General features: G+C 63.9%; 21 protein-coding genes. 14 read left to right on the top strand and 7 right to left on the bottom strand.

The features are described from left to right. Nucleotides 1-15: 15 nt before the first annotated feature. The 4 genes from BSY17_RS17185 (at nucleotide 16) to BSY17_RS17200 (ending at nucleotide 3,353) form a co-directional block, all read left to right on the top strand. Nucleotides 16-888, top strand: coding sequence for a transglutaminase family protein (locus BSY17_RS17185; RefSeq protein WP_069066363.1), 873 nt, complete (start codon nucleotides 16-18; stop codon nucleotides 886-888). Nucleotides 889-915: 27 nt separating this feature from the next. Further along, nucleotides 916-1,653, top strand: coding sequence for a peptidase (locus BSY17_RS17190; protein ID WP_037476539.1), 738 nt, complete (start codon nucleotides 916-918; stop codon nucleotides 1,651-1,653). A 78-nt stretch (nucleotides 1,654-1,731) separates the two neighbouring features. Then, entirely contained in the window at nucleotides 1,732-2,181 is a 450-nt protein-coding gene (locus tag BSY17_RS17195; RefSeq protein ID WP_069066364.1) for a YaiI/YqxD family protein, read from the top strand. Continuing rightward, on the top strand, nucleotides 2,181-3,353 hold the full coding sequence (locus BSY17_RS17200) for an NAD(P)/FAD-dependent oxidoreductase (protein WP_069066365.1): 1,173 nt from the start codon (nucleotides 2,181-2,183) through the stop codon (nucleotides 3,351-3,353). The genes BSY17_RS17195 and BSY17_RS17200 overlap by 1 nt, the downstream gene beginning before the upstream one ends. A gap of 15 nt (nucleotides 3,354-3,368) precedes the next feature. On the opposite strand, the gene BSY17_RS17205 is transcribed toward BSY17_RS17200, so the two are convergent. The 3 genes from BSY17_RS17205 to BSY17_RS17215 form a co-directional block, all read right to left on the bottom strand. Then, entirely contained in the window at nucleotides 3,369-5,237 is a 1,869-nt protein-coding gene (locus tag BSY17_RS17205; protein ID WP_069067052.1) for an AMP-binding protein, read from the bottom strand. A 146-nt stretch (nucleotides 5,238-5,383) separates the two neighbouring features. Then, nucleotides 5,384-7,054, bottom strand: coding sequence for an MFS transporter (locus BSY17_RS17210; RefSeq protein WP_069066366.1), 1,671 nt, complete (start codon nucleotides 7,052-7,054; stop codon nucleotides 5,384-5,386). Nucleotides 7,055-7,066: 12 nt separating this feature from the next. After that, entirely contained in the window at nucleotides 7,067-8,404 is a 1,338-nt protein-coding gene (locus tag BSY17_RS17215) for a DcaP family trimeric outer membrane transporter (protein WP_237236365.1), read from the bottom strand. 236 nt (nucleotides 8,405-8,640) lie between these two features. Between BSY17_RS17215 and acs the strand changes: the two genes are divergently transcribed. Together acs and BSY17_RS17225 are read left to right on the top strand one after the other, a co-directional pair. Then, nucleotides 8,641-10,584, top strand: a complete 1,944-nt coding sequence (gene acs / locus BSY17_RS17220) for an acetate--CoA ligase (protein ID WP_069066368.1) — start codon at nucleotides 8,641-8,643, stop codon at nucleotides 10,582-10,584. A 104-nt stretch (nucleotides 10,585-10,688) separates the two neighbouring features. After that, on the top strand, nucleotides 10,689-11,300 hold the full coding sequence (locus BSY17_RS17225; protein WP_257785044.1) for a LuxR C-terminal-related transcriptional regulator: 612 nt from the start codon (nucleotides 10,689-10,691) through the stop codon (nucleotides 11,298-11,300). Here the strand turns inward: BSY17_RS17225 and BSY17_RS17230 are convergent. Further along, the gene (locus tag BSY17_RS17230; protein WP_237236367.1) at nucleotides 11,286-14,645 is read right to left on the bottom strand and encodes a PAS-domain containing protein; all 3,360 of its coding nucleotides are present in this window, start codon (nucleotides 14,643-14,645) and stop codon (nucleotides 11,286-11,288) included. The two genes, BSY17_RS17225 and BSY17_RS17230, sit on opposite strands and share 15 nt — an antisense overlap. 84 nt (nucleotides 14,646-14,729) lie before the next feature. Between BSY17_RS17230 and BSY17_RS17235 the strand changes: the two genes are divergently transcribed. After that, nucleotides 14,730-16,712, top strand: coding sequence for a putative bifunctional diguanylate cyclase/phosphodiesterase (locus BSY17_RS17235; RefSeq protein ID WP_069066370.1), 1,983 nt, complete (start codon nucleotides 14,730-14,732; stop codon nucleotides 16,710-16,712). 11 nt (nucleotides 16,713-16,723) lie between these two features. Here BSY17_RS17235 and BSY17_RS17240 read toward each other — a convergent pair whose 3' ends face one another. Then, nucleotides 16,724-17,596 (bottom strand): crotonase/enoyl-CoA hydratase family protein, encoded by an 873-nt coding sequence (locus BSY17_RS17240; protein WP_443019535.1) that lies wholly within the window; start codon nucleotides 17,594-17,596, stop codon nucleotides 16,724-16,726. Nucleotides 17,597-17,929: 333 nt separating this feature from the next. On the opposite strand from BSY17_RS17240, the gene BSY17_RS17245 reads away from it, so the two are divergent. Beyond that, nucleotides 17,930-18,082: a hypothetical protein gene (locus tag BSY17_RS17245; protein WP_237236369.1), complete on the top strand. Its 153-nt coding sequence runs from the start codon at nucleotides 17,930-17,932 to the stop codon at nucleotides 18,080-18,082. A 31-nt stretch (nucleotides 18,083-18,113) separates the two neighbouring features. Further along, nucleotides 18,114-19,256 (top strand): tRNA guanosine(34) transglycosylase Tgt, encoded by a 1,143-nt coding sequence (tgt, locus tag BSY17_RS17250; RefSeq protein ID WP_069066372.1) that lies wholly within the window; start codon nucleotides 18,114-18,116, stop codon nucleotides 19,254-19,256. On the opposite strand, the gene BSY17_RS17255 is transcribed toward tgt, so the two are convergent. Both BSY17_RS17255 and BSY17_RS21955 read right to left on the bottom strand, forming a co-directional pair. Continuing rightward, complete coding sequence (locus BSY17_RS17255) at nucleotides 19,246-20,757, bottom strand: sensor histidine kinase (RefSeq protein WP_069066373.1); 1,512 nt, start codon at nucleotides 20,755-20,757, stop codon at nucleotides 19,246-19,248. The genes tgt and BSY17_RS17255 overlap by 11 nt on opposite strands. An 88-nt stretch (nucleotides 20,758-20,845) precedes the next feature. Then, nucleotides 20,846-21,214, bottom strand: a complete 369-nt coding sequence (locus tag BSY17_RS21955) for a NepR family anti-sigma factor (protein ID WP_150125809.1) — start codon at nucleotides 21,212-21,214, stop codon at nucleotides 20,846-20,848. 145 nt (nucleotides 21,215-21,359) lie between these two features. On the opposite strand from BSY17_RS21955, the gene BSY17_RS17265 reads away from it, so the two are divergent. From BSY17_RS17265 to BSY17_RS17280, 5 genes are all read left to right on the top strand, one after another. After that, nucleotides 21,360-22,151: a response regulator gene (locus BSY17_RS17265; protein WP_069066375.1), complete on the top strand. Its 792-nt coding sequence runs from the start codon at nucleotides 21,360-21,362 to the stop codon at nucleotides 22,149-22,151. Between the two features lie 81 nt (nucleotides 22,152-22,232). Continuing rightward, a complete protein-coding gene (locus BSY17_RS22065; RefSeq protein ID WP_257785045.1) occupies nucleotides 22,233-22,364 on the top strand; it encodes a hypothetical protein in 132 nt (43 codons plus the stop codon). A 120-nt stretch (nucleotides 22,365-22,484) separates the two neighbouring features. Next, complete coding sequence (locus BSY17_RS17270; protein ID WP_069066376.1) at nucleotides 22,485-23,120, top strand: sigma-70 family RNA polymerase sigma factor; 636 nt, start codon at nucleotides 22,485-22,487, stop codon at nucleotides 23,118-23,120. 59 nt (nucleotides 23,121-23,179) lie between these two features. After that, complete coding sequence (locus BSY17_RS17275) at nucleotides 23,180-23,422, top strand: hypothetical protein (protein ID WP_443019536.1); 243 nt, start codon at nucleotides 23,180-23,182, stop codon at nucleotides 23,420-23,422. Between the two features lie 157 nt (nucleotides 23,423-23,579). Further along, a complete protein-coding gene (locus BSY17_RS17280) occupies nucleotides 23,580-24,968 on the top strand; it encodes a TIGR03013 family XrtA/PEP-CTERM system glycosyltransferase (RefSeq protein WP_069066378.1) in 1,389 nt (462 codons plus the stop codon). Nucleotides 24,969-24,980 lie beyond the last annotated feature (12 nt).

Here is a 24,980-nt window from a genome sequence, read left to right on the forward strand (position 1 = left end):
GAGGGGGCGCTCGCGATGAAATTGCTGGTCCGGCATCAGACCGTCTATTCCTACGACCCTTCGGCCGGCCGGGTGGTGATGCGGCTGAAACTGATGCCGGTCGACACGCCCGCGCAAACGGTGCTGGACTGGCAAGTCAGCGTCAATGACGCCCCGGTCACCGGCTTCCACCGCAACAGCAATGGCGAAATGGAGGCACTTTGGGTGCGCGGCGATCAACTCGGCCAGGCGGTGATCGTCGCCGAAGGCCTCGTCGAAACGCGCGAAACCCATGGCGTCGTCGGCGGCCCTATCAGCCGCGTGAACCCGCTCTATTTCCTGCGCGACACGCCGCTCACCCGCGCATCCGACGCCATCGCCGCCATGGCCCTCGCCCTGCCCGACGGCAATGGACCGCTCGCCCGGCTCCACGCGCTGGCCGCCGCCGTCACCGACGCAGTCACCTATCGCGCCGGCGTCACCACATCGGCCACCACGGCTGCACAGGCCTTTCAGCTGGGCGCAGGCGTATGCCAGGATCATGCCCAGATCTTCATCGCCGGTGCCCGCGTCCTTGGCATCCCCGCCCGCTATGTGTCGGGCTATCTGCTCACCAGCGAAGGCAATGAACTGCATGAAACCCATGGCTGGGCCGAAGCGCTGGTGCCGGGCCTCGGCTGGGTCGGCTTCGACCCCTCCAACCGTGTCTGCGTCACCGAACGCTATCTGCGCGTGGCGAGCGGCCTGGATGCCGATGACGCCGCGCCGATCCGGGGCACCATCATGGTTGCGGGCGATATCCTGATTGACGCGGACGTCCGTATCGCGCAGGCGGATGACGGGATCGAGGAACGGCAGTTGCAACGGCAACAACAGCAAAACAGTCCGCCGCCCGGTCTACAGGGTTGAGTCAGATATTTCGGGAGCCTGCGGGGAATGACCTATTGTGTGGCGGTGCGCGTGGACCAGGGGCTGGTCATGCTGTCCGATACCCGCACCAATGCGGGCATGGACAATATCGCCCGCTTTCGTAAGAGCTTCACCTATGTCGTGCCCGGCGAACGCGCGATCACTTTGCTCTGTTCGGGCAATCTGTCGATCACGCAAGGGGTGAAGGCGACGCTCAGCAAGGCGATCAAGGACGCCAAGCTCGACCCCGAAATCGAAACCATCCTCAATTGCAGCACCATGTATCGCGTGGCCCAGATCGTCGGCGACGCCATGCGCGCGATGCAGACCCGCTATCGCGAAAGCATCGAAATGGGCGGATCGGGCGCCAGCGCCTCGATCATGATCGCGGGCCAGCGGCGCGGCGGCAAACCGCGCCTCTATCTCGTCTACTCCGCCGGCAATTTCATCGAAGCGACCGAAGACACGCCTTTCTTCCAGATCGGCGAGCATAAATATGGCAAGCCCATTCTCGACCGCATCATCGCCCGCGAAACCAGCCTGGAGGATGCGACCAAGGCGGTGCTGGTCTCGATGGACTCGACCCTGCGCTCCAACCTCTCGGTCGGCATGCCCCTCGACCTCGCCGTCATCCCCACCGACGCCTACGACTTCCGCGTCCGCACCCGCATCGAAGCCGACAATGAAGAATTCGCCATGATCTCGCAAAGCTGGAGCGCTGCGCTGCGCAAGGGGTTTGAGGATCTGCCCAACGTCTTGGATTGAGCGGGCGGGGAATAGCCTGATCCGAAATTAGCGCCGCGACCATTGTCTCGCATCGCCCGGCGGCTTATCGCGCCTTCCATGAAGATTCTGGTCGATGCCGATGCCTGCCCCGTCAAGGAGGAGATCTACAAGGTCGCCTTTCGCCATGCCGTGCCGGTGACGATCGTCAGCAACAGCCCGATCCGCATCCCCGCGCATGACCTGCTCGACCGGGTGGTGGTCAGCGACGGCTTCGATGCGGCGGACGACTGGATTGCCGAGCGGGCCGACGCCGGTACGGTATGCATCACCGCCGACATCCTGCTCGCCGATCGCTGCCTCAAGGCGGGCGCGGTCGTAATTTCGTCCAACGGCAAGCCTTTCACCCACAGTTCCATCGGCGCGGCCATAGCGACCCGCGCGATCATGGCGGACCTGCGCGCGGGCGGCGACCAGATTGGCGGGCCACCGCCCTTCGGCAAAACCGACCGATCGCGCTTCCTCTCCGCGCTGGATGAGGCGCTGGTGCGCCTCAAGCGGGGCCGATAATGGCGGATTGGGACGCGATCATACTCGGTGCAGGCGCGGCGGGGATGATGTGCGCGGCGATAGCGGGCCAGCGGGGCAAGCGCGTGCTACTGGTCGATCATGCCGACCAGCCGGGCAAGAAAATTCTCATTTCCGGCGGTGGCCGCTGCAATTTCACCAACATCCACACCGCCGCCGACCGCTATCTGTCCGCCAACCCCCATTTCGCCAAATCGGCGCTGGGCCGCTACAGCGCGCAGGATTTCATCGCGCTTGTCGATCGCTATGGCATCGCCTGGCATGAAAAGACGCTGGGGCAATTATTCTGCGACGGCTCCGCCAAGCAGATCGTCGCCATGCTGGAAGAGGAATGTGCCATCGGTGGCGTCACCATGGCACTGGCGCAGCCGGTGGGTGACGTGGCCCATGGCGACGGCCTCTACCGGGTCAAGCTGGGCGCGGTCGAGCATCGCGCCCCCGCCTTGGTGCTGGCGACCGGTGGGCCGTCCATCCCCAAAATGGGCGCGACTGGCTTTGCCTATGATGTCGCGCGGCAGTTCGGCCTCGCCATCGTCCAGCCGCGCCCCGCGCTCGTCCCCTTCACGCTGGGCGAAGAGGACGCGCTGTTCCAGGCACTGTCGGGCGTCTCCGCCCCCGTCGAGGTGCGCTGGAACAAAACCCGCTTTCGCGAGGCGGCGCTCTTCACCCATCGCGGCCTGTCCGGCCCGGCCATGCTCCAGATCAGCAGCTATTGGCAGCATCGCACGCCCATCCAGGTCGATTTCCTGCCCGACCTTGATGTCGACTGGCTCCTCCAGGCGAAACGCGACCGCCCCCGCGCTTCCTTACGCAAGGTGGTAGGGCAGGCGCTGACCGAGAGGCTCGCCGACGCGTTGCTGGAGCGGGTCGGGCTTGAAGGCGAAATGGGCAACCTCTCCGACAAGGCGCTACGCCAGCTTGGTGCCCGCCTCCACGACTGGCCCTTCGCCCCGACCGGGACGGAGGGCTATGCCAAGGCCGAAGTCACCGTCGGCGGCATCGCGACCGCTGGCCTGTCGTCGCGCACGATGGAGGCGACCAAGATGCCCGGCCTCTACGCCATCGGCGAAGCGGTGGACGTCACCGGCTGGCTTGGCGGCTATAATTTCCAATGGGCCTGGGCCAGCGGCTGGGCGGCAGGGCAAGCGGTCTGAACGCTGCCGCCGCCCTCACTCCACCTTAGCAAAAATCGCAATGATCGCTTCCAGCGCTGCCGGGCTTTCGATCGTCGCGGGCATGGCGATCCGCTCGCCCGCCGCGACCTGACGCAGCGCCGCGCGCAATATCTTGCCCGACCGTGTCTTGGGCAGGGCGCCCACGATATGCACGTCCTTCAGAGCCGCCACCGGCCCCAGTTCGTCGCGCACCGCCTTGATGATCTCGGCCCCCAGCGCCGCCGCATCCCACGCGCCCGTCCGGGCAACAACGAAGGCCATCGGCACCATGCCCTTCAGCGCATCGTCCACGCCGATCACCGCGCATTCGGACACCAGCGGGTGGCAGGCGACGATCTGCTCCATCTGCCCGGTGGACAGGCGGTGGCCCGCGACATTGATGATGTCGTCGGTGCGCCCCATGATGTTGACGAAGCCGTCGGCATCGACATGGCCCGCATCGCCCGTCTCATAATGGCCGGGGAAACCGGCAAAGGCCTTGGCAAAACCCGCTTCATTGTTCCACAGCCCGGCATAGCAGCCCGGCGGCAGCGGCAGCGTCATGACCACATTGCCCGTTTCGCCCGGCGCGACGTCCGCGCCGCCATCGTCCACCACGCGAAAGCCATAGCCCGGCACCGGGAAGCCCGCGCTCCCCGCCTTGCGCCGTGTATCGCCGAGGCCAAAGCAGGTCGCGAGCGCAGGCCAGCCCAGTTCCGTCTGCCACCAATGGTCGATCACCGGCAGGTTGAGCTGCGCTTCGGCCCAATGGATCGTGTCGGGGTCCGCCCGTTCGCCCGCCAGGAACAGCGCGCGTAGATTCCCCGTGCCGATCTGGCGGATATAGTCGCCCTCCGGGTCTTCCTTCCGAACCGCGCGGATCGCGGTCGGCGCGGTGAAGAAGATGCAGACATCGTTGCGGACAATGGTCCGCCAGAATGTGCCCGCGTCCGGTGTGCCCACCGGCTTGCCCTCGAACAACAAGGTCGTCGCGCCCGCCAGCAACGGCCCATAGGCGATATAGCTATGCCCTACGACCCAGCCGACATCGGACGCCGCCCAGAACACCTCGCCCGGACGAATGCCATAGATATGCGCCATGCTCCAGGCGATCGCCACCGCATGACCGCCATTTTGCCGCACCACGCCCTTGGGCGTGCCGGTCGTGCCCGACGTATAGAGAATATAGAGCGGATGGGTCGCCTCCACGGGCAAGCAATCGACCGGCTCCGCCTCCGCCACCGTGTCCGCCCAGTCGAGGTCGCGCCCCTCCTGCATCGGCGCGATCGCCTGCGGCCGTTGCAGCAGGATGACGCGCTCGATCCGGTGGGTCGCCATCTGCAGCGCCTTGTCCACCAGGGGCTTGTACGGGATGACCTTGCTGCCCTCGATCCCGCAGGATGCCGTCATCAGCAGGGCGGGCGTCGCATCGTCGATCCGCTTGGCGAGTTCGGGCGCGGCGAACCCGCCGAACACCACCGAATGGATCGCGCCGATCCGCGCGCAGGCCAGCATCGCGATTACCGCCTGCGGCACCATCGGCATATAGAGAATGACCCGGTCGCCCTTGCCGACGCCCTGGGCCGCGATCATGCCCGCTGTCCGCGCCACTTCGTCCTGCAACTGGGCAAAGGTGAAGGTCAGACGCGTATCCGTCACCGGGCTTTCGTAGATCAGCGCCAGATCGTCGCCGCGCCCCGCCGCGACATGGCGGTCGACCGCATTATGGCATGTGTTCATCAGGCCGCCCGCAAACCAGCCTTCGCCCTCGGTCCAGGCGCGCACCGGCGGCACTCGCCACTCGATCGCCTGCGCCGCGTCCAGCCAATAGGCTTCGCGATCATCCTGACTGCGCATCTGTGCGTCCAGATAGGCCTGGGCCATCATTTTCTCTCCCATGTTGGAAATAATCCTGCCGCAAATCTGTAGGAAAGGCCATTCGACGTTAGTCGGGCGCGGCCTGCGCGACATAAAATAAGGGCGGCCTCCTATTGGTGGCCGCCCCTGATTCCATTGTACGGGTCGCTGTACTAGTCGTCGATATTGCGCTTGAACGTCTCCGGCAGGAACAGCAGGCCGATGACCACGGTGGCGGCTGCAACGACCACCGGATACCATAGGCCGTAATAGATGTTCCCGGTCGCCGCGACCATCGCGAAGGCCGTCGTCGGCAGGAACCCGCCGAACCAGCCATTGCCGATATGATAGGGCAGCGACATCGACGTGTAGCGGATGCGGCTGGGGAAGAGTTCCACCAGCATCGCGACGATCGGTCCATAGACCATCGTCACCAACATCGCGAGCGCCCACAGGATCGCCACGACCGCGACCTTGTTGATCTTCGCGGTGTCCGCCTTGGCCGGATAGCCCGCATCGACCAGACCCGCCTGCAACTGCGCCTGATAGGCCGCGATTGCCGCTTTCTTGTCCGGTCCCGCCAGTGTGGCGGCATCGGGCGCGGTCAGGCTGACGCTGCCGATCCTGACCACCGCAGGCGTGCCTGCAGCGGCTTCGACATTGTCATAGCTGACCCCGGTCTTGGCCATATAGGTCTTGGCGACGTCGCAGCTCGACGTGTCGAACTTGTTCTTGCCGACCGGATCGAACTGGAACGAACATTCGGGCTTATAGGCGACGATGGTCACAGGCGCCGACGCCTGCGCCGCCGCCAGCGCGGGGTTGGCCGCATTGGTCAACGCCCCGAACAGCGGGAAGTAGGTCATCGCCGCCAGCGCGCAACCGCCAAGGATAATCGGCTTGCGGCCGATCTTGTCGGACAGCCAGCCGAAGAAGACGAAGAAGGGGGTTGCCAATGCGAGCGCGATGGCGATCAGGATATTGGCCGTCGCCCCATCCACCCGCAGCGTCTTTTCCAGGAAGAACAGCGCATAGAATTGCCCGGCATACCAGACCACCGCCTGACCCATGACCGCACCCAGCAGCGCGATGATGACCCAGCGCAGATTGCCCCATTTGCCGAAGGCTTCGGTCAGCGGTGCCTTCGACGTCGTGCCTTCGTCCTTCATCTTCTGGAAGACGGGGCTTTCGTTGAGCTGCAGGCGGATCCACATCGATACGCCGAGCAGGAAGATCGAGATCAGGAAGGGCAGGCGCCAGCCCCAGGCGGCAAAGGCTTCCTCGCCCAGCGCGAAGCGGAAACCGATGACCACCAGCAGCGCGGCGAACAGGCCGAAGGTCGCCGTGGTCTGAATCCAGCTGGTATAGAGGCCGCGTTTCCCCTCCGGCGCATGTTCGGCGACATAGGTTGCCGCTCCGCCATATTCGCCGCCCAGCGCCAGGCCTTGCGCCAGACGCAGGACCAGCAGAATGACCGGTGCCGCAACGCCGATGCTGGCATAATTGGGCAGGATGCCGACCGCGAAGGTCGACAGGCCCATAATGCCCATGGTGACCAGAAACGTATTCTTGCGCCCGACCATGTCGCCGATCCGCCCGAACACGATCGCGCCGAACGGCCGCACCGCAAAACCGGCGGCAAAGGCGGCGAGGGCAAAGATGAACCCCGTCGTCTCGTTCACGCCGGAGAAGAATTGCGCCGAGATATAGGTGGCCAACAGGCCGTAAAGATAGAAGTCATACCATTCGAACACCGTGCCCAGCGATGACGCGGCAATGACGAGCTTCTCATTCTGCCCCGTCACGCTGCGCTTTGGCTGGCCGTCGTCATATGTTGTCGCCATCTGCCCTCTCCCTTAAAAAGTATATTTCGCGGCCATCTCGACACGGTCCATCTGGCCCTTCAGGCCACTGACGACTTCCCGCTGAGCATGACGATATTCGATTCCGAAATCCAGATTCTTGACCGGCGACCAGAACAGGTTGCCGGCCAGGCTGTAGGCCGCCTTGTTGGCCAGATCCGGCAGCAGGATGCCGCCGGGATAGTCGGCATGCTGATATCCGACCATGAAGGTCGAGCGGATCGTCGGCGTCCAGCCGAGCTTGAGCGCGGCAAAGCCAGCGACATTGTCGACCACATGCAATTGGTTGCCGATGGCGCTGTCGTAGATGGCGTCGGGCGCATAGCCGACGGTGAAGTAGCGGCCCATGCCATGGCCATAGGTGGCCAGGAAACGCAGGTCGTGCCGCCCCTCCGGCCCGAACGGAATCTTGCCGCCCGTCGTGATGCCCCAGCCCATCGCCGTGTCGCCGACGCCATTGTTGCGCACCGACAATTGCCGCACCAACCCCGCGACATGCAGTTCGCCGATCGCGCCCTTATAGGCGAGCTTGGCGACGAGATCGGGGATGCGATCCTGGTCGTTGTCGATCAGGACAGGGGCGGTCGTCGTCTCCGTCTCGGTCTGCGGATTTTCCGCCGCCAGATAGAGGTCGAAGCCGCCGCCCAGCGGTTGCTTATACTGCACCATCATTTGCCGCACGAAGATCGCGCCGTCCATCGGTCCCACGAAATCGGTGGTTTCGGGCAGATGGCCGGGATTTTGGAAGGTCGTCCATTCCTGCCCGATCAGCCAGTTGCCATAGCTGATGAAGCCCCGGCGGAAGGTCGGTGTATAGGGGTTGGTCGCCCGCTGCGCACCCAAGGGGGCTGCCGCCAGCGCGAAGTCGAACTCGACCACGCTCTTAATCTCCTTGCCACCCAGCGGCGTGGAGGTGCTGAACGACAGCCGCGTCTGGCGCGCATGGCCGATGATGTCGCGGCTGCTTTGTCCGCCCACAGGAATCTGCTGCGGCAGGTAGAATTCCTTGCCCAGCGATCCGCCCGGCACCGCGCCATCGTCATAGCGCGTCGCGCTGCCCACGACCTTGACGAAACCGCCCAGCTTGAAGGTGGTGGCCCCGACCTTGAAGCCGTCGGACGCTGGCTTGGCTTCCAGCGCGGCCACCCGGCTATCGGCCTTCTGTGCGATCTGCGTCGATGTCTGTTGCTCGGCGCGCGCCTGCGTCAACTCGCTGCGCAATGCCGACACGGCGGCTTCCAGCTGGTTGAGCCGCGCTTCCAGCTCCGCCTCGCGCGCCGTCTGAGCCATGGCACCAGGGGCGTTGACGATAGCCACCGCCATCGCGCCCATCGCAATCCCACGCCTTAGATTTATGAATGCTCTATTCGTCATCATTCATCCTCTCCCCGCCGGTCGCCCCTTTCTGCGAAGGGGTGTGGCGATCCGGCCATGCTTGCATCATGCGGGTCGGGGCAGGGGGAGGATAAGGCGGACCATGGTCGCAAGTCCCTCCAACTTTGGTCGAGGATGCCGCATGGGCCTGGCTTCGTTACGCTAGTGCGAAAGAGTTTGGAGAGGCCAAAACCATGAGCGAATCCCTCTATCCCGTTCCCGCGTCCCTCGCCGCCGATGCGCGGGTCACTGCCGCTGACGCCGCCCGGATGCATGCGCAGGCACTGGCCGATCCCGACGCCTTCTGGCGTGATCAGGCGCAGCGGCTCGACTGGATCACCCCCTTTACGAAGGTTGATGAAAGCAGCTTCGATGAAGCCGATTTCGGCATAAGCTGGTTCGCCGACGGTCAACTCAACGTCTCGGCCAACTGCATCGACCGGCATCTGGCCGAACGGGGCGATCAGCCCGCGATCATCTGGGAAGGCGATAATCCGAACGAAAGCCGGGTCATCACCTATGCACAACTCCACGAGGAAGTCTGCCGCTTCGCCAATGTGCTGAAAGCGCAGGGGGTCCGTCGCGGTGACCGGGTGACGCTCTATCTGCCGATGATCCCCGAAGCCGCCTTCGCCATGCTGGCCTGCACCCGCATCGGCGCGGTCCATTCGATCGTCTTCGGCGGCTTCTCGCCCGACAGCCTCGCCAGCCGCATCCGCGACTGCGACTCCCGCCTGGTCATCACCGCCGACGAAGGGCTGCGCGGCGGCAAGGCCGTGCCCTTGAAGGCCAATGTCGATGCGGCGCTTGCCCATTGCACCTCGGTCGAAACCGTCCTCGTCGTCCAGCGCACCGGCGCGGATGTACCGATGGTGGAGGGTCGTGACCTCTTCTACGGTCCCGCCCGCGATGCCGCTGCGCCGGATTGCCCGGCCGAAGCGATGGGCGCGGAAGACCCGCTGTTCATCCTCTACACCTCCGGTTCGACCGGCACCCCCAAGGGCGTCCTCCACAGCACTGGCGGCTATCTGCTCTGGGCGGCGATGACTCATGCGCAGGTGTTCGATTACCGACCCGGAGAAGTCTATTGGTGTACTGCCGACATCGGCTGGGTCACTGGCCACAGCTATGTCGTCTATGGCCCGCTCGCCAACGGCGCGACCACGTTGATGTTCGAAGGCGTGCCCAACTATCCCGACCATAGTCGTTTCTGGCAGGTCTGCGACAAATGGAACGTCGCGATCTTCTACACCGCCCCCACCGCGCTGCGCGCCTTGATGCGCGAGGGCGACGCCTTTGTGCAGACGACCAGCCGCAAGTCGCTGCGCATCCTGGGCAGCGTGGGCGAACCGATCAACCCGGAAGCCTGGCAATGGTATCACCGCGTCGTCGGCGAAGGCCGCTGCCCGATCGTCGATACCTGGTGGCAGACCGAGACAGGCGGCATCCTCATCGCCCCGCTACCCGGCGCGACCGACTTGAAGCCGGGCTCGGCGACCAAACCGCTATTCGGCGTCCACCCCCTGCTGGTCGATGCCGATGGCAAGGAACTGGACGGCGCGACCGAGGGCAACCTCTGCATCGCCAAAAGCTGGCCCGGCCAGATGCGCACCGTCTATGGCGATCATGAGCGCTTCTTCCAGACCTATTTCACCACCTATCCTGGCCGGTACTTCACCGGCGACGGCGCCCGTCGCGACGCCGATGGCTATTATTGGATCACCGGCCGGGTCGATGACGTCATCAACGTGTCGGGCCACCGCATGGGCACCGCCGAAGTCGAAAGCGCTTTGGTCGCCCATGCCAAGGTCGCTGAAGCGGCGGTCGTGGGCATGCCGCACCCGATCAAGGGGCAGGGCATCTACGCCTATGTGACGCTCAACGCGCATGAGGAGCCGTCCGAAGAGTTGCGCAAGCAACTCGTCGCTTGGGTCCGCAGCGAGATCGGCCCCATCGCCACGCCCGACATCATCCAGTTCGCCCCCGGCCTGCCCAAGACCCGATCGGGCAAGATCATGCGCCGCATCCTGCGCAAGATCGCCGAAGGCGAGACCGATACGCTGGGCGACATTTCCACACTCGCCGACCCGTCGGTGGTCGAAGCGCTGATCGCCGACAGCCAGATGGCAGCGGCCTGAGCCGCTTGCCGGGCTAGGGGTTAGCCCCTATTTGCATCGCTGCCCAATGCGGGGCAGGATGGCGGCGGAGAGGGAAGGATAAGCCAACGGCAATAGGCACCATCTTGGTGGCGGACGATCATCCGCTCTTCCGTCAGGCCTTGGTCATGGCGGCCGCCAACGTCGCGCCCGATGCGCGGATCGTGGAGGCGGCGACGCTGGACCGCGCCGTGGAAACCGCCACAGCCGCCAGCGACTTACTCCTCATCCTTCTCGACCTCAAAATGCCAGGGTCGGCGGGCTTTTCCGGCGTGGCGCTGCTCCATGCCGAACGTCCCTCGGTCCCCATCCTCGTCATTTCCAGCGCCGATGCACAGATCGCCGCCGCCGAAGCGCGCCGCTATGGCGCGGTCGGCTTCATCGGCAAGGATCAGGATCTGAGCGTCATCGAAGACGCCATCGCCGCCGCTCTGGCGGGTGAAACCCCCGCCGTCGCGCCCCTGATGCCCGATGAAGTGGACGAGATGGCCGGCAAGGTCGCCTCGCTGACGCCGACCCAATTGCGCGTCCTGCTCGGTGTGCTGGACGGCCAACTCAACAAGCAGATCGCCTGGGAACTGGGGGTCGCCGAATCCACGATCAAGTCGCACATGACCACGGTCCTCGCCAAACTCGGCGTCCAGAACCGCACCCAGGCCGCGCTCGCGGCTCGCGCGCTGGGATTAGGGAACCGCTGACCCGCCAGCGCCGCGCCGCGCTACCTCCGCAATCCACTGTTCCAGCACCGTCGCCGCCAAAGGCTTGGCGAGCAACGGAATATCCCGCTCGGCGAGGCGCGCCAGCATCGCCTCACTCCGCTCGGCCGTGACCAGCGCCACCGCCAGCCCCGGCAATCGATCGCGCAATGCATCGATCAGGTCGATGCCGTCGCGCGCCGTGCCCAGCGCGAAATCAACCAAAGCGCCATCAAATGGCCCGCTGGCCGCTAATGCCTCGCCTTCCGTCGCCGCCACCACACAGTCATGCCCCATGCTTTCCAAAGCCGCCTGCATCGCCGCGCGATTGGCCGGATCATCATCCACGACCAGCAGGCGCAGACCGGTTGTCGGCGCAAGGACGGCCGCCGCCATGGGTGCCACCACCACCGGCGACGCTTCCGCCAGCGGCAGGCTGATCGCAAAGCAACTCCCCTTGCCGGGCCAGGATCGCACCGCCACCGTCCCACCGATCAAAGCGGCCGATCGCTCCACGATCGCCAGCCCCAGCCCGATGCCGCTCTCGCTCCCCTGACCCAGCCGCTCGAACTCACGGAAGATCAGCGCCAGCTTGTCGGGCGCAATGCCGATCCCGCTATCCCATATCTCGATGCGAACCGCCGCACCGCGCCGTCGCACCGCGACGAGGATGCGGCCCTGGTCGGTATAGCGGATGGCGTTGGACAGGAAATTCTGCACGATCGACCGCAATAGGCTCCGATCCGTCTCGACCCAACCGTCGCCTGGCCCAACCCGCAGCACGAGTCCCTTTTCCGCCGCCAAGGGCTGAAAATTCTCGGCCAGGTCGACCAGCATTGGCCGCACGGCAAAGCGGGTCGGTTGCGGCTTCACCCCGCCCGCATCCAGCTTCGATATGTCGAGCAAGGCGCGCAACAGGTCGTTCGCGCCCTCGATCGATCGATCGAGCCGCGACAGCATCGCCCGCTCCGGCTCCCCCAATCGCCGCCGCAAGGCCGATGAAAACAGCATCGCGGCATGCAGCGGTTGCAGCAGGTCATGGCTCGCCGCCGCCAGGAAACGGGTCTTGTCCGCCATCGCCGCCGCCAGCTTCACATTGACCTCGCTCAACTCCGCCGTCCGCGCCGCCACCGCTTGCTCCAGGTCGCGCCGTGCCGTCTCGGTCGCCGCCCGCGCCTGCGCTTCGACCGTGATGTCGGTGAAGGACATGACATAGCCGCCGTCGGGCATCGGCCCGCCCACGGTCTTGATCCAGCGGCCATCGGCGCGATGTCGTTCGAACGCATGCTGGCGACGGCTGCGCATATGCGCCAGCCGCCGGGCGACATGATCCTCCACTTCGCCGGGACCGCAATCGCCGCGCTCGGCGTTGAAGCGAATGAGGTCGGCGACCGGCACGCCGCCCCGGATCAGGCCGGGGGGATAGTCGAACAGGTCGAGATAGCGGCTGTTCCACGCCACCAGCCGCAGGTCGCGATCGACCACGCTGACGCCCACATCTATATTTTCCAGCGTCGCCGCCAGCAGACCTTGCGAAAAATGCAGCGATTGCCCCGACGCATCAAGCACCTGGGCGATCTGCGCAAAGCCCATGCCCTGGCCGGAAATGGCCGACGCCATGATCGCCCGCGCCGACGATGCCCCAACCACACTGCTTATCAGCCGCTCGGCCGCGCGCGCGCTGGCCCGGTCGATCGGCGCGTCACTGTCTTCGGTCGCGCCGAACGCCTCGATCATCGCCTCCGCTCCGACGAAGCGGGTTACGAGATCACCCAGCGCCGCCATCGTCGTGACCGGCGCGATGCCGCGTTGCCGGACCAACCGTACCGTCCCGACGCTCCGCACCGACACCAACAGGAACGCCAGCAAATTGCCGCCCAGGCTGATGAGCGTTCCGGCCGTCACTGCGCTGATGCCGCGCCAGGCGGGCGGAGTGATCGTCTCGCTGCCGATTGCGGGCAGGAATAGAATGACGAACCACAGCGCAAAGCCAGTCAGCAGCCCCGCCTTGGCCGCCAGCGGATCATTATGCGGCCGATAGACGGCGCAGATCAGCGCGGGCGCACATTGGGCGATCGCGACGAAGGCGACCAGGCCGACCGAGGCCAATTGCGTGGTGGACGGCAGCGCCAGCGCATAGAGCACCGCCGCGCCGATCAATGCGATGATCGCACCGCGCCGTATCCACAACAACCGCTCGCCCAAATGGGAATCTTCGGTCGATCGCCGCAACAGCACCGGCGCGAACAGATCGTTGGAGATCATGCTCGAAATCGCGACAATTTCGGTGACGACCATCGCCAGCGCCGCTGACACGCCACCCAGAAAGACGAGCAAGGCCAGGCCGCGATAGCCGAAATCCTGCGGCAGGCTTAGCACGAACAGGTCGGGCGTCGCTCCTTGGCCGAGCAGCGCCACGCCCGCGGCGGCAATGGGCAGCACCGCCAGCACCGTCACCAGCAGATAGGCGACGAAGCCCCACCGCGCCGTCAATATATCGTCGGGCGTGCGCGACTCCGTGACGCTGATGAAGAAATGCCGCGGCAGGCAGATGATCGTCAGCACCGACAACAAGGTGGTCACGGCGAAGTTCACGTCTAGCCGGGCGGGCGCAAATCCGCTGCGGAAGGTCGCCATGCCATCGGCTATCCGATCGACAGGGGCGGTCCACAACAGCCAGATCGCCAGCCCTGCGACCAACAGCAACGCCACCAGCTTGAAGAGCGATTCGAACGCGACGGCGAATAATATCGCCTCATTCTGCCCTGCCACCTGATAGCGCCGGGCACCAAAGGCGATGGCGAACAGCGCCAGGGCAGCCGCCGCGACGACCAGCGGCGCGGTCGGCTGCGTAATGCCGGATACCAGCGCGAAACTCAGCGACACCGACCGCAATTGCAGCGCGATATAGGGAATGGTGCCGAACAGCAGGATCAGCGTCACCAGCGCCGCCACCGTGCGGCTCTTGCCGAAACGCGAGCCGATGAAGTCGGAAATGGATGTCGCGCCATCCTCCTGCACCTCGGCATTCAACCGACGCAGGAATGGCCCGCCCGCGATCATCAGCAGGATCGGCCCCAGATAGATGGGCAGATAGCTCCATCCCCCGGTCGCCGCCGTGCCCACGGCACCAAAATAGGTCCAACTGGTGCAATAGACCCCCAGCGCCAGCGTATAGGCGTGGATGCGCCAGCGCGATTGGCGCAGCCGATGGCGATGGACATGCGCGAACGCCGTCCCCCCAAACAGCAGGGCGACATAGGCGAGGGCGATGAGCAATTGAGCAGATATGGCGATGCTCCCCCGGTCCACGGCAGTCAGGTCACCGGCATAGGCGTCTGCGCGCAAACGCGCCAGTTGGCTGCGATCTTGCGGTTAACGAAAAAATAAAGGGAAACTGCGAAGAGGGGTCAGGAACCGGAGACCGGCCATTTGCGCGCTTTGAGGACATTGCTGGAAAAGCGCAGGGCGCTCTCGTCGGAACAGGATGCCGATGTGCGGCGGAGCCTGGTCGAAACGCTCTATGCGTCGCCCGCATCGCTGACCATCGGCGCGGCGACCGGCACGGCCGTCGGCCTCGTCATCAGCAGCATATCGGATGGCCTGGCCATCCATGCCGTCGTCGCCACCCTATGCATCGTCGCGGCGCTGCGCGTTTTTTCCGCCATCTTCTTTCATCGCCAGTTGGTGCGCGGCACCGCCGTCGCATCGCGCAACTGGGAACTCGCCTATGAATTGGGCGCCTGGGCCTATTCCGGGCTGCTCGGCCTCATGGGATTCGTCACCTTGATCGGATCGGCCAATCCGATCACCCATATGCTCAGCGTGTCGATGGCGACCGGCTATGCCGGCGGCATTTCGGGTCGCAACGCCGGGCGAGTGCAGATCGCCATCGGTCAGGTCTGCCTCGCATTGCTGCCAACCGCGCTCGGCCTGTGGCTGGAGGGATCGACCGGCTACCGCGTTCTATCCGTCGCGATGGTCGCGATGATATTGGGCCTCGCTGAAATCAGTTCGACCACGCACCGCATCGTTGTGCAGGCGCTGATCGGGCGGCGCGACAAGTCGCTGCTGGCCGAGAAATTCGAGCGACTGGCGCGCTATGATAATCTGACCGGCCTGGAAAACCGCATGGCGATGCAGATGCGCCTGCGCGAAATCTTCGAAACCACCGAGAAGCGCGTCGATGCCGTCGCCATCCTGTGGATGGATGTCGATCGGTTCAAGGAGATCAACGACTCGCTTGGCCATATGGTCGGCGACCGGCTGCTGCGCGCCGTGGCGGAACGCTTGGCCGACGTGGTACAGGGGCGGGGGCGGATCGCCCGTTTCGGCGGCGACGAATTCGTCATCATCTGTCCCGATACCGACCGCGTGACCGCAGCGGCGATCGCGCAGGAAATCATCGCCTATTTCGCCCATGGCTTCGATCTGTCCGACCATCATCTCCAGGTCACGGCCTCGATCGGCTATGCCGTCGCGCCACAGGACGGCCGCGACATGGACGAACTGATGCAACATGCCGACCTTGCGCTTTACGAAGCCAAAGGGGCCGGGCGCAATCGGGCATCCAGCTTCAACTGGTCGCTCAAGGAACGGTTCAACCGCATCCATGAGATCGAGACCGGCCTGCGCCGCGCACTGGATGGCGACGAACTGAAACTGATGTTCCAGCCGATCGTGGCGCTGGATGGCGGCGATATCGACGCCTGCGAAGCGCTCATCCGCTGGAATCATCCCGTGCTGGGGGCCATCCCCCCGTCCGAATTCATCCCGATCGCCGAAAGCATGGGCCTGATCGAAGCCTTGACCGGTTGGGTGCTGCGTCAGGCCTGCATCGCGGCGGCAGCCTGGCCCGGCGACGTGCGCGTGGCCATCAACATCTCGCCTGCCTCGCTCAAATCGCACGACCTGCCCGGCAATGTCATCGCCGCGCTGCTGGAAACCGGCCTGCCCGCCCGTCGGCTCGAACTGGAAGTCACCGAATCCATCTTCCTCGATGATAGCGGCCAGACCAGCACGATCCTGCGCGAACTCCAGCGTATCGGTCTGCGCCTGGCGCTTGACGATTTCGGCACCGGCTATTCCTCGCTCTCTTATCTTCGCTCCTACCGGTTCGACACGCTCAAGATCGACCAGAGCTTCATGGCGGGGACCAGCGCCAACGCCGAAGATCGCGCGATCGTCCGCGCGATCGGCAATCTCGCGCGCGACCTGTCGATGGACACCGTCGCCGAAGGGATCGAAACGCAGGACCAACTCGCCCACGCGCGCGAGGCTGGCTTCACCAATGTTCAGGGCTATTTGTTCAGCCGCCCGGTCACCCATGAACGGATCATCGAATTGATCGAGGCTGGCCCTCTCCATGGCGAGGAACGCCCCGACCCAGCCATCCGCCGTCGCCGCCTCGCCTGAACCGCCGTCGCTCAGCGCAGACGGGTCTGTGCCGCCGCCAATCGCCGCATCATGCGCAGGTCACGGTCAGACAGGGCCAGCGCCGTATCGGTCCAGGTCGTCACGATGTCGGTCAGTTCGTCCAGCGTCATCGGATTGACCCGCCGCCCGGCGCGGTTGATGCCGACATAACCGGCATGATGCGCCCGGTGATCCTTGATCCAGGCGATGGTGGCGGCTTCGCCCTCGCCCTGCTCGACGACCTGGGTGACGATGCCCATGTCGAACATTTCCTCGGCGCTATAAACGCGCCCATCGGTAATCATCTGGCGCGCCAGCACCGGGCCGACCCGGCGCGACAGGATGGAATAGGCGCCCATGCCGGGGAACAGGCCGAACAACACTTCGGGCAGGCCAAAGCGGGCCTGCCGTTCGGCGATGATGACGTCGAAGCACATCAGCGCTTCCAGCCCGCCGCCCAGCGCATCCCCCTGCGCCAGCCCGATATTGATGATGTTCATGTCGTTGCAATGCCAGATGCGATCGACGATCTCGCAACAGGCGATGCCATAGCGCAGCAGTGTGTCGCGGTCGCGGCGCTGGATGCATTCGGCGAACATTTCCAGATCACCGCCCAGGTTGAACACGCCGGGGAATCGCGACCCCAAAACCATGAATTTCAGCATCCCGCCCTTGTCTTCGAACAGGCGGCGGCTCTCGCGTTGCCAGGACATCGTATCGCGAATCAGGGACAGGTTGGAATTGGGCCGTTCGAGCGGCGTCATGAACGCCCACAAAGTCCCCAATTCCGCGTCCCACCGCACATCGATCTGCCCCAGGTCGAACAGGGTGGAGCGCGCAATATCCTCTACAAGCGCCCGTTCCGCAGCGTCTTCGGTAACCATATTCCTCTCGGCGGCCATCGGTTTCGCCCCTGTTTCGCTCGCGGAATTAAATTGTCCTGAATCAATCATGTGCGCCCCCGATTTTTCGTTGGGTCTCAACAAAACAGGCCGGTAAGCCGGATGCAATCGGCGGTTCACTCGACCGCGCCCGTTAACCATCTTTATACGCAACTGTTGCACCCCGGTCGCCCAAAAATAAGGTTATGCACGCGGATAGTTGCGATATTGCAACAAAGTGCCCTGTCGGACGATCGTAAAGATGGGTCACAAGCATCTTGTTAATCTTTGCCGATTATCTCGGCTGTCATGCGTCGAGAGCGATCCGATCCCCAAATGGCCACCCTGGCTTTGCACGACCACACGGGCGCGCATTGGCCCTTGCGCCTTTCGACCGACTGCCTGCGCTTCATCGGTCCCTATCGCCGGGTCGAAGGCTTCAATATCGACGCTCTCGCGCTGTTCGAAGGCGTCCGCAAGGCGGGTTGAACGCCTGCACGTTCGCTCCTAGAGCGCGCAGATGACCCAGCCCCGCTTCTCCTTTTCCATCGCCGCCACCGACGGCAAGGCCCGTACCGGCGCAATCAGTATGCGCCGGGGCGAGATCCGCACGCCCGCCTTCATGCCGGTCGGCACCGCCGCCACGGTGAAGGCGATGCGCCCGGCCGAAGTGCGCGCCGCGGGTGCCGACATCATCCTGGGCAATACCTATCATCTCATGCTGCGCCCCGGTGCCGAGCGTATGGCGCGGCTGGGCGGGCTGCATGGTTTCATGGGCTGGGACCGGCCGATCCTGACCGATAGCGGCGGCTATCAGGTGATGAGCCTGTCGGCGCTGACCAAGATGAGCGAGCAGGGCGTCGCTTTCTCCAGCCATATCGACGGGTCCAAGCATATGCTGACGCCGGAGCGATCGATGGAGATCCAGCGCCTGCTCGACAGCGATATCGTCATGGCCTTTGACGAATGTACCAAAAATGGTTGCACCCATGAGGAGGCGACCAAGTCCATGGAGCGCTCGATGCGCTGGGCCAAACGCTCGCGCGACGGTTTCGACGCAGGTGGCGACCATGCCGACCGCGCGGCGCTGTTCGGCATTCAGCAGGGATCGCTCGACGAAGGGCTGCGGCGGGAGTCGGCGCAGCAGCTGATCGACATCGGCTTCGATGGCTATGCCGTGGGGGGGCTTGCCGTGGGGGAGGGGCAGCAGGCGATGTTCGCCACGCTCGACTTCGCACCCGACATGCTGCCCGCCGACAAGCCCCGATACCTGATGGGCGTGGGCAAGCCCGACGATATTGTCGGCGCGGTGGAGCGCGGCATCGACATGTTCGATTGCGTGCTACCGACCCGGTCTGGCCGCAATGGCCAGGCCTTCACCTGGGCCGGGCCGCTCAACATCCGCAATGCCCGTTTTGCCGAAGATCAGGGACCACTCGATCCGCGCTGCGCTTGCCCCGTTTGCACGACCTGGAGCCGCGCCTATCTCCATCATCTCGTCAAGGCGGGCGAAATGCTGGGCGCGATGCTGATGACCCAGCATAACATCCATTTCTATCAGGCGTTGATGCAGGGGATGCGCGATGCGATCGCCGTCGGTGCGTTCGCGGCCTTCACCGCCGCCTTCCGCCGCGACTATCAGCGCGTGCCGTCTAAGGAATGACCGTGATCGCGATGGCATAGCTACCCGCCTCGCCATCATGGTCCAGCGCCGCGCGCAACTGGCGCGACAGGCCGGTCAGCACCCGGCCATAGCGTTCGGACAGGTGAACCGTCATGTCTTCCGACGCCCGCAGGCCCGACGACACGACACTCAGCAGCGCCCGATTGGCCTGCTCCGGCAACACATGCGCGGAAATCCGCATCGTCCCTTGCGGATCTAGCATCATCGCCAGTTCGACCAGTTCGGTCAGCAGGAAGGCGATCGGCACGGCCACATCCTGGCTGATATGCAGATTGTCGCTATCGATCTGAATGGCAAAGCGTCGCGCGGCGGCGGGTGCCGTGCCGCGCAGGCTGGCCGACAATTCGCTGATCAACGGACGAATGCCGACCCCGCGATTTTCCTCCAGCTCGGCAAAATGATTGCGATGCACCACCGACAGGGCATCGACGCGCCGCTGGATCGAGGCATAGGCTTCGACCGCTTCGGGTTCATGCGCCGACCGGGCGTGAAGGTTGATGAGGCTGGCAATGATCTGAAGGTTATTCTTGACCCGATGATGGACTTCGCGCGTCAGCTTGCGCTGCGTTTCCAACCCCTCGGCCATCTCGGCCTCATGGGTCGCCACATCCTCGCTGATTTCGCGGAACGTCTCGCCCAGCGCGACGATTTCCTGCGCTGGCGTCCGCATCCGCTGCAATGGCTCCAGCACTTCGCCCGGCTGATAGGCCGCCACCGCGCGCCGCAAGATCACCAGCGGCCGGATCAGCACGCGATTGACCACGAACCAGCCGATCGCCGCCGCCGCGAACCACATGACCAAGGGCAGGAACAACGACAACATGCGGGCGATCGTCGCGGGCGGCTCCCGCACCGTCATCGTCAATTCCACGTCATAGGGGTCGAGCCGCGCAGACAGGCTGCTTCTTTTGCCGCCCGGCGGATCCTTGCGGACATGGCTGATCGCCAATCGGCGATCGCCCTGGCGCAACGTCAATTTGCGGTTCTGCAGCGCCGTCGCCGGATCGGCGACGCTTTCGAGATGGGTGCGCGAATAATAGATCAACGCGGTGATGCGCTTATTCGCGCTGGGCACACGGCTGACCAGATAGGGGGCATCGGCCAGCAACTCGGTCGCGGGACCATCGAAACGCGCCGTCGGCGTCATCGACGCGGGCTCGCGTTCGCTGGAGTTGCACAGGCGACGGCCTGCGCTGTCGTAGATATAAAATTGGCCGCCCTCGGCGTCATTGGCGGCCAGAAACAGCGAAAGCCGGTTGCAGATGGCGCGGTCGGCGCTGTTGGACGCGAGACTATCGACCGTGAGCTGCAGCGCGGTGCGATCGGACTGGAGGTCGGCGGTCAGCTTGCGCGCACTCTGCGTCACCGCGATCCGCAGCAACGCTTCTTTTTCCAGATCAGCGGTGCGTATCGCCTGCAGGGAGGCGATCAGGGCGATCAGCCCCAATGGCAATAAAGCCAGCGTCAGGATGAGGAACATCTTGACGCCGGTTGAACGGAAAAGTCGAAAAATGGGTTCCGTCAGCGATCGGGCTGCCGGAGGAAGGCTGCCCCGGATCATCTGCTACTCAGTCCAGTTTGCTTAACAGGTCCAGCATCTCGGCGGGAATATCCTCATCGACGGCGCGCTGATACACATTGCGCAGGACTTGCGACACATGGCCTTCATCCATGGGGGTCGCGGCCCGGCTCTTGCGAGCGGAAGCGGCTATCTTTGCGCTTTCCTTCCCGTCCGCTGCAGTCGAACTATGTTCCGTGGTAGAAGAAACCAAAATCTGCCCCTCTGAAGCAATCTCTGTCACGCCAGCCAGTCCGTATTTGCGGGAATCTTGCGGCGCGTCAATTCGTCGTTCCGCATTAAAGCCACGATAATCGTACCCTTGCCGAAAAAACCATGTGACTGCGAAACAAATTCCCCCTTCGTTGGTTCCGGCCAAGCGAGCGTTTTTTTAACGCTACCGGTTTCGGGGGGCATCGAAGGGTGGGGGGTTGCCATATGGGCATCGACATTCCATCCTTTCGCATATCCTTCCCCGTGTCGGATACAACAGGCCCGCACATGGGCAGGGAGACGAATTGACGATGTCGCTTGGACAGCAACTACACCCCCATCTTCCGTTTCTGCGTCGCTATGCGCGCGCACTGACCGGCAGCCAGACGCATGGCGACGCCTATGTTCGCGCTGCGCTCGAAGCGATCGTTGCCGCGCCGGAGGAGTTTCCGTCTGACGTCGATCCGCGTCTTGGCCTCTATCGTACCTTTCATGCCATCTGGTCGTCGTCCCATCTGGAAGACGTGCCGCTGACCGTCGATGGCGATCGGGAAGCCATTGCCCAGGCGCGCCTTGCCCGCCTGACGCCCCTGCCGCGCCAGGCCTTGCTGCTGACCGCGCTGGAAGGCTTCACGGTCGATGATGTCGCCTATCTGATCGATATGGACAGCACAGATGTCGAAGGCCTGGTCGAAGAAGCGTTGAGCGAGATCGAGGCGCAGACCCGTGCCAAGGTGCTGATCATCGAAGACGAGCCGATCATCGCGATGGACATCGAAACCATCGTCCGTGATCTGGGTCATGACGTGACCGCCATCGCCGTGACAGCCGAAGACGCGGTGCGCGAAGCGCTCGCCGATCGGCCGGGACTGGTGCTTGCCGACATTCAGTTGGCCGACGACAGCAGCGGTATCGATGCGGTCAAGGACATCCTCGCCGAGTTCGCGGTGCCCGTGATCTTCATCACCGCCTTCCCCGAACGATTGCTGACGGGGGAACGGCCAGAGCCGACCTTCCTCATCACCAAGCCGTTCCAGCGCTCGACCGTGAAGGCCGCCATTTCGCAGGCGTTGTTCTTCGATCAAGCGACCGCGCCGGTCTGATCTTTACGCTTATATCCAGGTCGTTTGGAACTCCCCGCCGGTCGTTGCGTTAGTCATGCGTAACGATCGGGGAGAGAATTTATGACAGACAAAGAAGAGCATATCACGACCGAAGAGGCGCGCGGCGGCTCCAGCGAGCATGTTGTGCGCTATGTGCTTGGTATTTCTCTCGGCCTGGCGGTCATCGCCATGTTGGCTGTTCTTTGGCTCTGAACGCCGAGTTTTGAACCGGCTGGCCTTTGGCAAAATTCTGATTAGGGTATAGGCGCATTTATGGCTTTGACGACGTCGGTTCCTGCGGCGAGGGCGACAGCCAATATGGGGGTTGTTTCCATGGATGAGGACGTAGAGCCGATCGAGGAGCGCGCTGCGCTTTCGGATTCGGATTTCAAGCGTGAACTGGCCGCGGTCATCCCGCATCTCCGTGCTTTCGGCCGTTCCTTGTCGGGCAACCGTGATGTCGCGGATGATCTGGTGCAGGAAACCCTGCTCAAGGCATGGGCGGCACGCGCCCGGTTTCAGGCCGGCACGAACATGCGCGCCTGGACCTTCATCATCCTGCGCAACCATTATCTCTCGCAGATGCGCCGGTCGCGCTTTCGCGGCGAATGGGACGACCTGACGGCCGACCGCATCCTTGCGGCACCGGCCAGCCAGGACAAGCATGTCGAACTTAGCGACATGCAACGCGCCTTGCTGCAATTGCCTCAACCGCAGCGCGAAGCGCTGATCCTGGTGGGCGCAGGTGGCTTCGCTTATGAAGAAGCCGCCGAGATTTGCGGCGTCGCCGTCGGCACGATCAAGAGTCGAGTCGCCCGTGGGCGCGCTGCGCTGGAACTGCTCATGGAAAGCGGCGATCTACCCTCGCGACGCAGCCAGGAAACGACCGATACCGCCGTGCTCGATGAGATCATGGAGGATGTCGATCGTCTCAGCCGGGGGCGGAGTGGTCAGTCCGTAGAGGACTGATCTGGAACGATAGCATGGTGCCACCCGTTGTCCTTTTACCAAAGGAGATGAGTGTGCGTATCGACCCCAACCAGCCTGTAAAGCCCTTCGTGGAGGACGCGGACAAGCGTCCACGCGCGGGCGGGGTTATATTCGCACTGGTGGCGATTGCCCTCATCCTGGCCATCGGTTTCTTCTACCTCACCGAACATCGCCGCAACGACAGGCGGGCCGACGCCGTCACTGGCGCGGCCCAGTCCGTCGATGACGCCGCGCGGGTGATGGAGGAGGCGGCCCGCAACGCCGCCGACAGGCTCCGCTAATAATCTGATCCATTCCTCGATATTGCGCGGGATTCAGGAAATCTTTGCCATTTTCCGGCAGGGTGCCGCCACTGTCGGATTTCCTTACAGCTGGTTGTAAGGCTTTTCCCGACCTTGTCAGTATCGCTTGTGGCGACTGGGGAAATGGGCGCGACGCATGATCAGGCTGTTCAAACATTATGTGCCGCACGCTGTGCTGCTGCTTGGGCTGTTTGATTTCGTCCTGCTGCTCTGTGCGGCGGAGGGCGGCTGGATATTGCGCGCGCGGCAAATCGGCATGGATATCGACCATGTCATGACCCGCATGGGACCGCTGCTCAGCTTCGCCTTTGCCGTCCAGACCGCGATGATCGCCGTCGGCGTCTATGGCACCGAAGCGCTCCAATCGATCCGCTTTGCCTTTGCGCGGTTGCTGGTTGCCGTGTCGCTGGGGGTGATCTTCCTTTCCGTCCTTTATTTCCTCATGCCGGGCATGACCTTGTGGCGCTCCAATTCGCTCTACGCCATGGGCCTCGCCATGGCGCTGCTGATCGTCGTTCGCCTGCTACTCGGCTCGATGCTGGGCGGCGAAGCGTTCAAGCGGCGGCTGGTCGTTCTGGGCGCGGGCAACCGGGCCGATCGTATCCGCGAACTCGAAAAGAAACGGGGGGCGGGCTTTCTCGTCGTCGGCTATATCGCCATGAATGACGGGCCGCAGGTCGTGCAGGAAGCCATCAACCGCAGCGCCATCTTCAACATGTCCGATTTCGTCGTCCGGTTAAACGCCAGCGAAGTGGTGCTGGCGCTGGAGGAACGGCGCAACGCCATCCCCATGTCCGACCTGCTGCGCATCAAGACCACGGGTGTCCATGTCAACGACCTGTCGACCTTTCTGGAACGGGAAACCGGCCGCGTCGATCTCGATAGCGTCAATCCCAGCTGGCTGATCTTCTCCGACGGCTTTTCGGCCGGTCGCCGCCTTTCCAGCATTGCCAAGCGCCTGTTCGACATCATTGCCAGCTCCCTGTTGCTGCTGCTGACCGGCCCGATCATCCTGCTCGCTGCGTTACTGGTGAAGCTCGACAGCAAGGGGCCGGCCTTTTACCGCCAGGAACGGGTCGGCCTGTTCGGCCAGGAATTCTGGATCGTCAAACTACGCACCATGCGCCAGGACGCCGAAGTCGCGGGCAAGGCGGTCTGGGCGGAAAAGGATGACCCGCGCATCACCCGCCTTGGCTATTGGCTGCGCAAGCTGCGCATCGACGAACTGCCCCAGACCTGGACCGTCCTCAAGGGCGAAATGAGCTTCGTCGGTCCACGCCCCGAACGGCGCCAGTTCGTCGAGGATCTGGAACAGCATCTACGCTATTATGCCGAACGGCACATGGTAAAGCCCGGCATCACCGGTTGGGCGCAGATCAACTATCCCTATGGCGCGTCGATCGAGGATAGCCGCCATAAGCTCGAATATGATCTCTATTACGCCAAGAATTACACGCCTTTCCTCGACCTGTTGATCCTGATCCAGACGGTGCGGGTCATCCTCTGGCCCGACGGCGCGCGCTAAGGGCGGCGGGCG

This window comes from Sphingobium sp. RAC03, assembly GCF_001713415.1.
GTDB lineage: Bacteria > Pseudomonadota > Alphaproteobacteria > Sphingomonadales > Sphingomonadaceae > Sphingobium.